This window comes from Ruegeria sp. HKCCA0235A, from assembly GCF_013033235.1.
Taxonomy (GTDB): Bacteria; Pseudomonadota; Alphaproteobacteria; order Rhodobacterales; family Rhodobacteraceae; genus Ruegeria.
Genome location: NZ_WQDQ01000010.1, coordinates 41,816 through 55,088, shown reverse-complemented (window position 1 = coordinate 55,088; position 13,273 = coordinate 41,816). Strand labels below are relative to the sequence as shown.

Here is a 13,273-nt window from a genome sequence, read left to right as displayed (position 1 = left end):
AGGTGTCCCGCTGTCGGTCAAAAGCGCAGTGATCCACCTTTCCTTACCTCATGCGCCGGATGCTTCACTCAGGGGCAGGGGGTATGTGTGGACAGCCCATGTTTCGGACGGAGGGTTCAGGTTCCAACCGGCTGCCATGAGCATGCCGCCTAGGGCGATTTCCACCCGTGGTTCAATTTGGTTCGATAATGTCGACACAGCGCCTCGTGGATGACCGCCTCTTCCGCGGCGGTTCCCCAGTGGAGGATCCGGTTGATGGACATATGAGCGAGGCTTCCCAGAAGGTCGGCCAAGCTGTTTCCCAACCGGCCATCCTGTTCTTCTCGCTGAAGGCGTCCAATATCCGGATAAAGCCTGGCCGCACGAGCGTTCCAGCGCGATGGCCGCGAATGAATGCCTTTGCCTACACCGAGTTCACTCAGAACAACGCATGCACTTTTCCATTCCTTTCCAGTAGCACGACGCGCAATCCGGCGCGACGCCGGGCCGCCCCCGTAGTTTTGTGAACAGCGCTCGGAGATCGCCAGCCGAACACCTGTGGGCAGTTCCAAATCTTCGAACAGGGCATCGATACTGGCGGCTGACGCCATCCACCGTCTGGACCGGCTGATCTTCGGATCGTTGAGTACGTCAAGCGCAGTGATCGAGTCGGCGCCGAATATCCTCTCGCATGCGCCGAGCCCCAGTTCTCCGCCGTAGCGCGCCGTTTCAGGCAGGTATTCGTCAACAAGAAACCTGTCCACCAATCCACCGGCCGTTTTCTGCAAGTGAACAAGCACCCGGTTCCTCAGAACTCTGTCATGATCGTTTGAAAACTTGATGCGGAGGCGCAGTTCAAGTTCCGGGTCTGCATATCTTACGAAGAACCAGTTCTCGATCAGGTTGCGTTTCTGCCAAAGCGTCAACCTGTTCGATTGCAGTTTCAGGAACTGTTCCAGCTTTATGGCATCCCCGAAAAGCCGCAGATACAACCATGATCCGGCCTCTTCAGTGCCGTGCCCCAGCGGTTGCCATGCGGTCGGGTTGGCATCGTATTCGACAAAGGACGTATCAACGGGCTTTGCGGGGGCATGAACCAGTTCAGAGGCCAATCGACCATGCGGTGAGTCGATCCACCAATCCTTGGGCGTTGGAAGGTACTCGCAGATTGAAAGCGGCCCTTTTTTCAGCGTCTTGATCAGGTTGGCAGTGGAAAAGGGGTTGTCCAGATCCCATGGCGTGGCCATATCGCTGGCCTCATCCGTGGGGGCCACATATCGCGGCAACTCCAGTTTTTGCCGCGTTGTTTCCAGCCAGCTTTCCGCTTTGCCTGACCTGACCACCTCTGTCGGGATACAAAGCCGCCACCGTTGCGGTGCAAGGACCACATTTCCAGCACAGACCCTGGGAAGCCGGTTCCGATTGCTTTGCGATTGCCAGGACCAGATCACCGACGGTTGCCGCATGTGCATGGCGATGTCGATGAGCAGAAGATAGACAGCGGGCGCCCCGGGAGGGCTTTGGTGCGCAGCATGCAGCTGTGGAATGACCTCGACGCCTTGGCTGCCCCAGAACAGCCGGAGCCGACTGCCATCGTGACGAATCCACAGATCGTGCAGCGGAATCCTCTGTTCGGACGGTAACCCGCTGTCGCCGAGGATCTCGATGACATACCGGGAAAGGCTGGCGCGCCTCAGGATGTTTGATGACCGGGGGTCCGTGGCGCACAGGATGTCTGCTTCGACAATTGTCGAATCCTCTTCACGCGTGGGGCTGTGTTGCATCAACGCGTCTGCGATCAACTGATTTCGCCTTGAGAAACGGCCGAAAATCGCCTTGGGCCCGCCCGGAAAAATTCCTTCGGGATAGGCCGTCCAGACGGGGTTGTGCCCGGAACTGCGTCCTACCTTGCTCAGAAGAACGCCGTCCTGGATGGCGAAAGGGGGCTGGTCCGTGTTGCGGGCATGCAGGATCTCGATATCCTGCGCGCAAAGCACCCACTTGCGCGCGTCCCAATCGGGTTCCAGAGGAAATTCCTGAAGGTTTTGCCTGGGGGCGTCACTTGACGACTCCGTACCTGTAACGAAATCCATTCGCAGCGGCATGCCGAGATATGCAAGCCCGCTTTCGGCATCCACGGCCTGACCCAGCAATACGGCGCGGTCACCGTATCGGTCAAGGAAACGCCGTTCAAATTCCAGAAAACGGTTTGGCTTTGGCACGCGAAAGCCGATCTTTTCCAAAATGTTCCATGCGTCGGTCAGTGCCTGCACCGCGCGCAGTGGAGTTTCCAACGTGCCGACGCAATGCGCATCGACATGCAGAAAATCACCTCTCCAACCCGGGGCGAAAGAGTCAGCTGTTCGCCCCAGTTGCTTTAACGCGATCATCGAAGGGGTTTCACGCGCGGCATCAAGAGCATGCCCGAGCGCCGCCAAGCCTCTCTTTTGACGGGCGGTCATATCTCTTTCCAGCCGCTTCAGGGTTCTGGCGGTTGCGTCATGCCCCAGAAGTATTGGGTCTTTCTGTGGAATCAGAGCCTCGGACCGACAGAGATCCGAGATTGTCACGGCAGATTTGAAAGGGCGGTCTTTGAGGGCCGTTTCCAGATCGGAAATCGGGACGGAATCGACATCAAAGATGAACTCTGCCAGATCGGAATCCGCCGCTGCAATGATCTGTTCGTGGTTCCAGGGCCCGTCGAGATCACCGTTGGTTATCCAGTGCAGAACGTCCTGTTCCCACCAGGCCGATGGATTGCACCGCACCCTCGTGCTTTGCGTTTCGGCGAGTCCGGCGGCAATATGAGACAAAAACCCACAGTCCAGATCCATATCCAGATGGTGGTCTGCCACGGTGACGATGTCCTTGCCTGCAACAGGTATTGCCGTGCCCACTGCCGCGAATGCGCCGAACGGCGTCGGGCGAAAACACATTCTGTAAACAAACCGATACAATGTGCCGAGGACCGCGGGGGAGAGGCCTTCGCCTTTCTCGATTTCCCGCATGACCTTCGAGAAAAAACCGGGTCGTGCTATGAACAACGACAAGGCAAAGGACGGATCGCGAATTAAATCTGAAGCACGCTTTTCCAGATCCTTTTTTCGGGTGCTTTTTGTGACTCCGCCAAGATCGTGCTTCGGTGAACGCGTACATACACGAATTCCGAGGAACGGACGAGAGCTGTGCGGTTCCGGATGGGACGGGCAGTGGACATTCTGTTCAACATCCAGCCCCATGAACTTCAGATATCCGAGGTAACCCGGGTCCCTTAGGGCAAGCAGTGCCAACAAAACGCCGCTCGACCCGGTCAAAAGATCCGTCGATTGAAACGTCTTCCAGCCTGCGCCGATCGCGGGAAGCCCGTCCGGGCTCAATTCCCGTTCAACGAGGGACAAAAGCCGTTTGGCGTGCTTTTCAATCAGAGGATCGACGTCTGCTTTGGAATAAAGCGATCGAATGGCAAGGGCCATCACCACAATTCCGGCATCGCCATGGCACAGCCCGCCGTCATTGATACCCGTCTCATGAAAAGGTCTGTCGACGCAGGATATCAGAACCCGCGATGCGACATCACGTATTTCGTCCTCCATACCCACCAGCCTCGCCGCCGCGAGCGCGGTGTATATGATGCCAAGGTCGCCATAACACCACGCAAGACGTGACGGTACCTCCCAAGCATGACTGAGCGCTGACATGCAGGGAAAGCAGGATGACAGGCCGCTGTCTGAAAACGCGCCCTGGTGCGAAAGCAGAAACAGGACCGCGTCTTTGAGGTCTTCGATGTGTCGTGGCGTGAACGCGTGCCGCCGACCCAGGCGGGCCAGAGCCAGAACGGCGCCGGGAGAACCATGCGCCAGCCCCATGTTGACGAGGTACCGCGTTGTTTTCAGGGGGCCGGTCTCGTCTTCCGGTGAGGAAAAAGGTTCTGTCCACGCAAGCCCCCGTTCTGTTCGTGCCGAGTGCCTCCAAAGCTCCTCTGACAAACGCAGGCACAGCGACTTTCCCCCAAGACGGGCCGTCCGGGATTTCGGTTCGCACAGAAATACGGATATACCCGCAAGACCGGACACGTGATCGAAGTGCCCCATCCAGGGGGCTTCGAGAAGGCGTTGCGCAACCGAACGCAGGGCACGGTCAAGCGCCAGTTGCGCTTCGGGATCGTGTGGATTGGCGTCCAGAGCATGACAGGCCAGCAACCCAAGGCCGGCGCGGCCATCGAACAGAGAAACAGGGGCTCCGCGCAGGTCTCGGTCGCAAGCCCAAATGGTCGCAAGGCGACGTGACGCGGCGGATCGCACGCGATCATCTTTCAGAAACTTGTCTGCCGCCAACAATGCCAGCGCCTCTCCGGCGACGGCGCTTCCCAGTCCGATTGCATCAGTTCTGATCGGGGCCGCAACAATCGACCCTGCAATGGACTGTATTGCCGCATCAATCCGCGTTGTCGAAATAGACATGGAACAAAACAGTTTTCTCCGCCAAACGGGATTTGTCATTCAGCAGGCGTTTGGATGGCACCCTTTGCTGCTGGCACGGATGCTGCACCAGTTCTTGCAGCAATTTTTGGCCCAGCTGAACGTGCGGCGCGTCGGAGCGCCAACGCTGCCGGCGTCAACGAAGCCGAAGGCAGGACCGGTGGACGTGGGGTTGAAATCAGAAGAATGATTACCCAGCTCGCCCAGGGATTCGATGGATGTCAAAAGCGCGTCCACACGATGTTCGACGGTTTCCAGCCTGTCTTCCGGGCCTGGTTCCATGACGCGCATCAACTGGTCGAGGCGCTGCTCGATCGCGGTCAGCCTGTCATCGACAGACCGGCATTCCGGATCTGTCTTTTCGCTTTCGGTGTATTCGTGTTCTTTGCGATTGTCGTTTTCGTCAGCACTCATTTCTCTCTCCGGAATCTGAGGTGGTCGAATAGTCGACTTGGGACCGCCTGTGGAAAAACGTGTCGTTCAAATATCAACTCCGATGGAATCGGAGCGTCTTTGTAATGAGAGATTTCAATAATATACGAAAATGACCGTTTTGTCATGAAGCCGTCAGAACAGCGCGCGGATACCTTGATGGCATTGCACACGATGCATGAGCCGGTTTCAGTCAGGCGAACCGGCGCGGTCCGCTTTGCCTATGGTTCTGTGCGTCAGCCGTTGTCCGCTTCTTTCAGCCCCTCGATCTGCAAATCGAACCCGGCCTGAATATGGGCGGTAAAGGTTTCCAGTGCTTCTGTCACGTCTCCGGTTTCAATCGCGTCGACAAGCGCCTGATGATCACCCAGAGACTGTGAAATGTCGACATTTTCGATGGCGGAAAACAGGTGAAAGGCCATGGCCTTGCCCCAGATCATGTCGAACATGTCCAGCAGGAACTTGTTTCCCGCTTCAACCATGAAGGCGCGGTGAATGCGCCGGTTGGCAATGAAATAGTCGCGCGTCGTAGGGTTGGTCAGGTTTTCCTCACGACGAATCAGCTCGCGCAAACCCTCCAGAACCGCGGGGTCTGCGTGGGCCGCAAGAATCCGGGCGGCCTGACCTTCGATCGCGGCGCGGGCCTGATACAGTTGCCGGACTTCGGCTTGATCCATGCGTGCCAGCCGGAAACCACCGCTTGCGGCGACTTCCAGAACCCCTTCGGTTTCCAGCCGCATCAGGGCTTCGCGAACCGGGGTGCGGCTGATGTTCAGTTCCGCTGCCAGCTTTTCCTGAACCAATCGATCTTCGGCAGAGATCTCGCGGCTCATTATGGCTTCGACCAACTGATCATAAACCTCGTCCGCCAGCCGTCTGCGCTGTGTTTTTATCTGTTTCAGAGCCACTCGGAGCCTCTCTTTCCGTGTTTTGTGAATTCTGTATTCAAAAAAGCATCTGGTGCCAAGGCGAATGGGCTTGCTATTGTCCGTGTACTGTATACAGTATACAAACGCAGTTGAACAGGGAGCTCTTCATGTGTGGAATCGCTGGAAGGATTCTTACCGCACCCGGGCAGGTCGGGGCGGACCTGGTAGACCTGATGGATGCGCAGGAACACCGTGGCGCAGACAGCACCGGGTTTGCAGTTTATGGGCCGCCACGAGACACCGGATATGTTTTACGAGGGATGGGATTTGACAAATCCCGGCAGGATGCTGACCTGAATGCGTTTGAGGCGGTGTTGAAGGATCACAGCTCTGGCTTTCTGTCCGATCCGAAGATCGTAACCGATGAGAACCGGCATTATTGCTTTCGTGCGGAAATCTCGGACCCGACTGATTTGCAGGCCTGGGTGCGGGATGCAGATGAGCTGACGGACCGGTTCGAAGTGCAGTCCTGCGGCCGTAGTCTTGAGATCATCAAGGATATCGGCGGGGCCGAAGCGGTTGCCGAAAAGCATGGCGTGCGCGACATCATCGGCACCCATGGTCTTGGCCACGCGCGGCTTGCGACGGAAAGCTCGGTTCTGCCCAACGCTTCACACCCGTTCTGGGCGCGGCCGTTTTCGGATGTGGCGATCGTGCATAACGGCCAGATCACCGACTATTTCACTTGGCGCGACAAGTTGAGCCGAAAGGGCTATCGCTTTCTGACCGAGAATGACAGCGAGTTGATAGCGGTCTGGGTCAGTGACCAGATGAAAGCGGGCCTGACGATGGAACAGGCGCTGAAAAAGTCGATTACCTCTATCGACGGGGTATTCACCTACATGATCGCAACGCCGGACGGGATCGGATTTGCCAAGGATCGGTTCGCGATGAAGCCGCTGGTTGTGGTCAATCGCAATGGGGATCTGGCCGCCGCGACCGAAGAACAGGCGGTGCGTCGCGTGATGACCGAGGAATGCGACGTGATCAACTATGATGGCCCATCGCTGACCGGCATCTGGGGTGTCGGCAACCGGAGCCTGGCAGCATGAGCGAGGTAGCAAGACAGATGGATGAAATCGTCATCGAAGTCGGCAAGCGGCACATTCGTGAGGTGAACCGGGATATCATAGCGGCCTGCGTATCAGGACGGCCGATCCGGGTTGTCGATACGCTGTCGCGACACAATCTGGGCGTGGGCCTGCCGGACAATGTGGACATCACTTTCGAAGGTTCGGTGGGGTACTATTGCGGCGGTCTGAACACTGGCGCCAACATTTCTATCGAACGCAATTGCGGGTGGGCCGTGGGCGAAGGGATGGCCAAGGGTCACATCACTGTCGGTGGCTATGCGGGCATGTCCTGCGGGGCGGCGATGATTGGCGGCACCATTCATGTCAAAGGTGATGCCGGGCCGCGTGTCGGTGTTGCCATGAAGGGCGGCAACATCGTGGTCGAGGGCAAGATCGGATACCAATCCGGTTTCATGGCGCATGCGGGACGCATCATTGCGCTGGGCGGTGCGGGTGAATCCTGTGCGGACGCGTTGTGGCAAGGCGAGGTTTGGGTCGCAGGCGAAGTCGACAGTCTGGGTGTGGACGTCTCGGTGATCGAACCCACTGCCGAAGAGGTGGCCGAGGTCGATGCGATCCTAGACCCTCTGGGGCTTGTCGACAGCTCTCGTAACTGGCGCAAAATGGTCTCTGGCCAGCGCCTTTGGTATTTTGAAAGCAGGGACGCAAGCGCATGGCTCATGATCTGAGTAAACCTTATGACTACCCGTTCGAAGTCGCGTCAGAGGAAGAAATACGGTTCCGCGACGCAGGCGCGGTCGATGGACGACCGGCCGGTGTGCCTTCGTCTTATGATGAGGGGGGATCAACCCGCTGGACGCCCGAAGCGATATCGGAAGTTCACGCATTGGCGCAGCTTGGGCGGTATCAGGTGCGTGGCTACAACACGTTCAACAAGCAGTTGCCGACATTCGACGATCTGACATTTGTCCCAGCGACGATGACACGCCTGCCGCTGGAAGGATACCGCGAGAGCTGCGATACGACGACGATTCTGGGCGGCGGGCGCGGATTGGTGGAACGGCCACTGGAACTGAAAATCCCGATCTATATCGCATCGATGTCTTTCGGCGCGCTCTCGGCCTCGGCCAAGGCGTCGCTTGGTTATGGTGCCTCGAAGGTGGGCACCATGACCTGCACCGGCGAAGGCGGCATGCTGGAAGAGGAGCGCGAAGCCTCCCAACGCCTGCTCTACCAGATGTCGCCCGCCCGCTATGGGGTCGATCTGGATCACCTGCGCCGCGCCGATGCACTTGAACTGGTGGTCGGGCAGGGGGCCAAACCGGGCACCGGCGGTCTGTTGCTGGGAATGAAGGTCAGCCCGCGGGTCAGCGAAATGCGCACTTTACCCGAAGGGGTCGATCAGCGATCCACTATCCGGCATCCCGATTTCCTTGGGGCCGACGATCTGGCCGTCAAAATCGAGGAATTGCGGATCGCCACGAACTATCAGGTGCCGATCTTCATCAAGATGGGGGCCACGCGACCACGGTTCGACGTGGCCGTGGCTGCAAAGGCGGGCGCGGATGTGGTTGTGGTGGATGGGGCCGAGGGCGGCACCGGTGCGTCACCCGAGTTGCTGCTGAATCACACGGGCATACCGACCATGAGTGCCATACGAGCGGCACGCGAAGCGTTGGATGAGTGCGGGATGAGCGGCAAGGTCTCGCTTGTCGCCGCGGGGGGTATTCGATCAGGGGTGGACGCGGCCAAATGTCTGGCGCTTGGGGCGGATGCGGTCATGATCGGGAATGCCGCGATGGTCGCGCTGGGATGCAATACTCCCAGATATCTGGACGATTACCAGGCGCTGGGAACATCGCCTGGGGCGTGCCATCACTGCCATACGGGCCGTTGCCCGGTTGGGATCGCAACGCAGGATCCTGACCTTGAGGCGCGAATGAACCCGCATGCAGGTGCAGAGCGCGTCGCGCGGTATCTGACCGCGATGACAATGGAGATCACGGCGCTTGCCAAGGCCTGCGGCAAATCTTCGGTGCACAATCTGGAAACCGAAGATCTGCGCGCGCTCAGCTTTCAGGCCTCGGCCTTTACCGGCGTCAAGATGGCGGGCATCGACCGGGCCTTCGACTGGTGAGGATAGCACTTCTTGAGTTGACCCTTCATCCATTGCCGCTGCTTGAGGGGCTGCCGCGTACGGCCCAGCAGATCCGCGCATGGCTTGAACCACATCTGCCCGAAGCCCGATTTTCCACGGTGGATGTGGTCGACGGCGAGGCATTGCCTCAGCTCGGGGATTTTGATGGGGTTGTTGTCGGAGGGTCCGAATTCGGCGTCTACGATGACACGGAGTGGATGCGGCCCCTTCGCGATTTCCTGGAGTTGTGCCGGGATCATGCCAAGCCGGTCTTTGGCATCTGCTTTGGTCATCAGATCATGGCGGATGTCTATGGCGGCAAAGCCGAGAAGGCCGAGATCGGCAATGTCGTCGGCGCGCGAGGCTTTGACTATGGCGGGAGCAGCGTTGATGCCTTTGTCTGGCATCAGGATCAGGTCACGCATGTTCCGCCTTCGGCGCGGGTGACAGGGTCGGCGGATCACTGCCCGGTAGGGGCCTTGGATTATGATTTCCCGGCCCGTTCCGTGCAATTCCATCCCGAATACCGGGCAAGCCATCTGCGTGAATTGTTCGTGCGCGGGCGCGACGTGTTCCTTGCACCGCAAGAGGCGGATGAGGGGCTGGCCTCGATTGAAATGGCACATGTGCCGAAGGATCTGGCCGCCGCGCAGGCGGTTGACTTGTTTCGCAAGGCCTGCGGTCGGCCGTAAGACCTGAAAACCCGCTTGATCCTGATCAATTCCGGCTTTGAAACACTGTGTATACTGTATCCATAACGTGGTGGAGGAGGCCGCGAGATGTCGGGATACACAGATTTCTTTCATAAAATAGCGCGCATTGTCAGCTCGCCTCGGGATGAAAACCTGAGTGACCGAGAGCTTTCGGACCTTGGCTTGTCCCGCGCGGATCTGGCCATGTTGCGATCGGGCGCACCGCAGGCACGAGAGCGTATACTCGCCATGGCCGGACAATTCGGACTGACCGAGGCAGACCTGAACGCGCACCCGGAGCTGGGGTTGGAACTGGCGGAAAAATGCGGGCACTGCCTTCAGGCCGAAACCTGCCGTGACGCAATTCGGGCGGGCGCGCGTCTTCCCCAGGGCAAATGCCCGAATGCTGGAATTTATCGCGCCCTTTTAGATGGTTAGCGTCCGCTGGGGCTTTCCTTCGGGCTCAGCTTTCTGCGGCCGCTGATCTTGAACCGGTCCGCGGTCCCAAAATCCTTCAGCCCAACGCCTGCGGCAAATTCTGCAAACACCGGGGCGTGCTTGAACAAATGGCCAGAGCATCCGCCGGCGAACAGCACGTTTTCATGCTCGGGGTGCCAGTCGACAATGAAATGTGTATCCGGGGTCAGAATGATCTGGTTGAACTTGGAATCCACAACCCGTTGCCCCTCCAAACCCGGAAGCCGGTGGCGGATATAGCTGCGTGTGCGGCCAAGCGTTTCCTGGCGGATCAGCCGTTCATCATTGTCCAGATCGATCTTGTCCGGGATGACAACCGCCGCCTTCACGCCGGATCCTTCGGACGAGGGCAGACCAAATGACCCTTGCCCGTGATCGATCCAGCAGGGCATCCGGCTCATGTCGAAATCCTCCGACCCGTCGGGTGTCGAAGTGTAGAGGACATTGACGCCGACCACGGTCGAGATCGGCTTGATCGTTCTGGGAAACATGTCGGCCATCCATGGGCCGGTCGCCATGATGATCAGATCAGCCTCGAGCGGTTTGCCGTCAAGCATCGGACGTTCCGATCCATCCGTGGTGACGCGACCGCGCCGTATTCTGCCTCCTGCCTTTCGGAACAGGTCCAGACCGGTCAGAACGCATCGATGGGCCATCAGCATTCCGGCTTCGGGTTCGAACAGCGCATATTCGATATCGGCGACCTTGAACTGAGGGAACCGCGATTCGATATCCTGCTGACCGAATTTGTAGTAGGGCACCCCGACCCGGTCGAAAGTCTGTGCGGTTGCGTCTTCCCAGTCGCAATGTCCCGCAGTCGCCAGAATCAAGGCGCCGCATTCGTACATCAGGTTCTGGCCGCTTTCGGCCTGCAACTCCAGCCAGCGCAGGCGGCTTTCGCGCGCCCACCGCGTATAGAACTCGTCCCGCCCGGATATGGCGCGGATCACTCTGTTGTAATCCGTTGAAGATGCACGGGAATGTCCCGGCTCCCACCTGTCGATCAATGTCACGGCCTCGCCGCGCCGTTGCAGTGTAAGCGCCGTCATGACGCCAACTATGCCGCCTCCGACAACGATGACCGAGCTTTTGGACATGGCGCAGATTTTCCTTGTTTCCTGACTGGCTTTGTGAATACTGTATACAGAATACAGCAATTATAAAGCTAAAAACAGGGAGCACGCGCAAATGAGTTCGGGGTTTGATCTGCCCGAGGGCACACATACCGTCATTCTTGGTGTCGGGGATCTCAACGGCATCATGCGTGGCAAGCGCATTCCGGCCAGCCATTGGGATCATGTCTGCAAAAGCGGCAATGCCTTGTCGATTGCGCTGCTGGCGATCGATATGACCTGCGACGTCTGGGATACGCCTTACGTCAATTTCGACAACGGCTATCCCGACATGCATGTCTTTCCGATGACAAAGCCTGTCGCTGTCCCGTGGGAACCGGGCGTGGCCGTCTGTTTTGGCCGCGCTGAGGGCATGGATCACAAACCGGTGCCGATCGATCCGCGTCAGGCTTTGGTGCGGCAGGTGGACCGGGCCCGCGACATGGGGTTCGAGGTGAATGTCGGCACGGAACTGGAATTCTATCTGCTGGACCCGGAAACCGGCCAGCCCCGCGACACGGGCATCCAGGTCTACGGCCTGGGCCGCGCCGCCCGGATGGAACACATCGTTGGCCCGATCCGTCAGCAGATCAACGAATGTGGCATTCCCATCGAACAGTCCAACCCGGAATATGCGGCCGGCCAGATCGAGGTCAACATTCGTTATGGTGAAGCCCTGGCAGCTGCGGATCGTGTCGTTCTGTTCAAATCCCTGATCCGGCAATTGGGGATCGCGCACGACTATCTGGCGACATTCATGCCCAAGCCGTTTTTTGATCAATCGGGCAACGGGTTTCATACGCATTACTCGTTGTGGAAAGACGGCAAAAACGCCTTTGCCGACAACGGCAAGATCAACGACACCGGAAAATCCTTCATCGCAGGCCTGCAAAAGCGCATGTGCGAGACGGCGATTTGCGGCAGCGGCACGGTCAACGGATATCGCCGTCGCCAGCCCTATACGTTCTGCCCGATCAACGCGAGCTGGGGCTATGACAACCGGACGGTTGGTATCCGTGTCATCGAAGGCTCGGACAGTGCCGTGCGGGTGGAAAAGCGCGATGCCGGTGCAGACGCCAACCCGTATCTGTTGCTTGCGGCCGAGATTGCCGCCGGGCTTGACGGGATCGAACAGGGGCTGTCCCCTTCGGAACCGACGACAGGCAACGGGTATGAAGAAGGGATCGGAGACCCAATTCCCACCGATTTGCCAACCGCCATCGATCTGGCGCGCGGATCGGAATGGCTGCGCGATGTCATGGGCGAAATGCAGTGGGAACTGGTCCTGCAACAGGCCGAGCGAGAGCTGGAATTCTTCAATCAACAGGTCACACAGGTCGAGCTGGACCGCTACCTGAGGGCGTTCTGATGCACTTGGGCAAGGTCGCTGGAACTGTCACGGCAACTGCCAAGGATGCCAGGCTGGTCGGAGCAAAGCTGCTGGTGACGGATCTGGTCGACAGCAAGGGCAGCCTGATCGATCCCGCGCGGGTTGCGGTCGATACCTGCGGCGCTGGGGTCGGGGATACGGTGCTGGTTGTCAGCGGGTCTGCCGCCCGCATGGCCGCCGGGTTGTCCACGGCCCCCGTGGACATGGCCATCATCGCGGTGATCGACCGCGTCTCGACGACCTGAATCACACTACGCGAAACATCTATTTTTGGAGGAACAGAAAATGGCGAAACCAGTGGCGGGGCAGATGGCCCTGGGCATGATCGAAACACGCGGCTTGGTCGGCGCGATTGAAGCCGCGGATGCGATGGTCAAGGCAGCCAGCGTTGCCATCGTGGGTCAGACCAAAGCTGGCGGCGGGCTGGTGACAACCCTTGTGCGCGGCGAGGTCGGCGCGGTCAAAGCCGCCACCGATGCAGGCGCGACAGCGGCCAACAAGGTGGGTGAGGTGGTCTCGGTTCACGTGATCGCACGGCCGCATGACGAGCTTGAGGCAATCATCGACGGGCTGGGTGCCGGGTCGTCGGCCTGATCAACCCCTTTGAGGAGGT

Annotated in this window: 12 protein-coding genes; 8 read left to right on the top strand and 4 right to left on the bottom strand. The window is 58.8% G+C overall.

Going from position 1 to position 13,273, the window contains the following annotated elements; genetic code table 11:
• Window positions 1-149: 149 nt before the first annotated feature.
• The 3 genes from GOW56_RS16690 to GOW56_RS16680 all read right to left on the bottom strand — a co-directional run bounded on the left by GOW56_RS16690 (window position 150) and on the right by GOW56_RS16680 (window position 5,797).
• Window positions 150-4,439, bottom strand: a complete 4,290-nt coding sequence (locus GOW56_RS16690) for a thiopeptide-type bacteriocin biosynthesis protein (protein ID WP_171206572.1) — start codon at window positions 4,437-4,439, stop codon at window positions 150-152.
• A 39-nt stretch (window positions 4,440-4,478) separates the two neighbouring features.
• The gene (locus tag GOW56_RS16685; protein WP_171170450.1) at window positions 4,479-4,871 is read right to left on the bottom strand and encodes a hypothetical protein; all 393 of its coding nucleotides are present in this window, start codon (window positions 4,869-4,871) and stop codon (window positions 4,479-4,481) included.
• A gap of 254 nt (window positions 4,872-5,125) precedes the next feature.
• Window positions 5,126-5,797: a GntR family transcriptional regulator gene (locus tag GOW56_RS16680; protein ID WP_152457489.1), complete on the bottom strand. Its 672-nt coding sequence runs from the start codon at window positions 5,795-5,797 to the stop codon at window positions 5,126-5,128.
• A gap of 128 nt (window positions 5,798-5,925) precedes the next feature.
• Between GOW56_RS16680 and GOW56_RS16675 the strand changes: the two genes are divergently transcribed.
• The 5 genes from GOW56_RS16675 (at window position 5,926) to GOW56_RS16655 (ending at window position 10,119) form a co-directional block, all read left to right on the top strand.
• On the top strand, window positions 5,926-6,870 hold the full coding sequence (locus GOW56_RS16675) for a glutamine amidotransferase (RefSeq protein ID WP_171206571.1): 945 nt from the start codon (window positions 5,926-5,928) through the stop codon (window positions 6,868-6,870).
• Complete coding sequence (locus GOW56_RS16670) at window positions 6,867-7,580, top strand: hypothetical protein (protein WP_171206570.1); 714 nt, start codon at window positions 6,867-6,869, stop codon at window positions 7,578-7,580. The genes GOW56_RS16675 and GOW56_RS16670 overlap by 4 nt, the downstream gene beginning before the upstream one ends.
• Window positions 7,565-8,989 carry an FMN-binding glutamate synthase family protein gene (locus tag GOW56_RS16665; protein WP_171119481.1) on the top strand — a complete coding sequence of 475 codons (1,425 nt, stop codon included), beginning with the start codon at window positions 7,565-7,567 and terminating at the stop codon, window positions 8,987-8,989. The genes GOW56_RS16670 and GOW56_RS16665 overlap by 16 nt, the downstream gene beginning before the upstream one ends.
• A 17-nt stretch (window positions 8,990-9,006) precedes the next feature.
• Window positions 9,007-9,681, top strand: coding sequence for a type 1 glutamine amidotransferase (locus tag GOW56_RS16660; RefSeq protein WP_217358826.1), 675 nt, complete (start codon window positions 9,007-9,009; stop codon window positions 9,679-9,681).
• Window positions 9,682-9,768: 87 nt separating this feature from the next.
• Window positions 9,769-10,119, top strand: coding sequence for a DUF1127 domain-containing protein (locus tag GOW56_RS16655; RefSeq protein ID WP_171119483.1), 351 nt, complete (start codon window positions 9,769-9,771; stop codon window positions 10,117-10,119).
• On the opposite strand, the gene GOW56_RS16650 is transcribed toward GOW56_RS16655, so the two are convergent.
• A complete protein-coding gene (locus GOW56_RS16650) occupies window positions 10,116-11,255 on the bottom strand; it encodes an FAD-dependent oxidoreductase (protein ID WP_171206568.1) in 1,140 nt (379 codons plus the stop codon). The genes GOW56_RS16655 and GOW56_RS16650 overlap by 4 nt on opposite strands.
• 91 nt (window positions 11,256-11,346) lie before the next feature.
• On the opposite strand from GOW56_RS16650, the gene GOW56_RS16645 reads away from it, so the two are divergent.
• Genes GOW56_RS16645 through GOW56_RS16635 form a run of 3 tightly spaced genes read left to right on the top strand, consistent with a single transcriptional unit; the run spans window position 11,347 to window position 13,254 of the window.
• Window positions 11,347-12,639: a glutamine synthetase family protein gene (locus GOW56_RS16645; RefSeq protein WP_171119485.1), complete on the top strand. Its 1,293-nt coding sequence runs from the start codon at window positions 11,347-11,349 to the stop codon at window positions 12,637-12,639.
• Complete coding sequence (locus tag GOW56_RS16640; RefSeq protein WP_152457497.1) at window positions 12,639-12,905, top strand: EutN/CcmL family microcompartment protein; 267 nt, start codon at window positions 12,639-12,641, stop codon at window positions 12,903-12,905. Before GOW56_RS16645 ends, GOW56_RS16640 begins: the two co-directional genes overlap by 1 nt.
• 40 nt (window positions 12,906-12,945) lie before the next feature.
• Window positions 12,946-13,254: a BMC domain-containing protein gene (locus tag GOW56_RS16635; RefSeq protein ID WP_117869464.1), complete on the top strand. Its 309-nt coding sequence runs from the start codon at window positions 12,946-12,948 to the stop codon at window positions 13,252-13,254.
• The last annotated feature ends 19 nt before the right edge of the window (window positions 13,255-13,273 follow it).

What these genes read in the sequence shown, in the direction of transcription:
- GOW56_RS16690 (WP_171206572.1), bottom strand. Translation starts at nt 4,439, where the DNA reads ATGTCTATTTCGACAACGCGGATTGATGCGGCAATACAGTCCATTGCA.
- GOW56_RS16685 (WP_171170450.1), bottom strand. Translation starts at nt 4,871, where the DNA reads ATGAGTGCTGACGAAAACGACAATCGCAAAGAACACGAATACACCGAA.
- GOW56_RS16675 (WP_171206571.1), top strand. Translation starts at nt 5,926, where the DNA reads ATGTGTGGAATCGCTGGAAGGATTCTTACCGCACCCGGGCAGGTCGGG.
- GOW56_RS16670 (WP_171206570.1), top strand. Translation starts at nt 6,867, where the DNA reads ATGAGCGAGGTAGCAAGACAGATGGATGAAATCGTCATCGAAGTCGGC.
- GOW56_RS16665 (WP_171119481.1), top strand. Translation starts at nt 7,565, where the DNA reads ATGGCTCATGATCTGAGTAAACCTTATGACTACCCGTTCGAAGTCGCG.
- GOW56_RS16655 (WP_171119483.1), top strand. Translation starts at nt 9,769, where the DNA reads ATGTCGGGATACACAGATTTCTTTCATAAAATAGCGCGCATTGTCAGC.
- GOW56_RS16650 (WP_171206568.1), bottom strand. Translation starts at nt 11,255, where the DNA reads ATGTCCAAAAGCTCGGTCATCGTTGTCGGAGGCGGCATAGTTGGCGTC.
- GOW56_RS16645 (WP_171119485.1), top strand. Translation starts at nt 11,347, where the DNA reads ATGAGTTCGGGGTTTGATCTGCCCGAGGGCACACATACCGTCATTCTT.
- GOW56_RS16640 (WP_152457497.1), top strand. Translation starts at nt 12,639, where the DNA reads ATGCACTTGGGCAAGGTCGCTGGAACTGTCACGGCAACTGCCAAGGAT.
- GOW56_RS16635 (WP_117869464.1), top strand. Translation starts at nt 12,946, where the DNA reads ATGGCGAAACCAGTGGCGGGGCAGATGGCCCTGGGCATGATCGAAACA.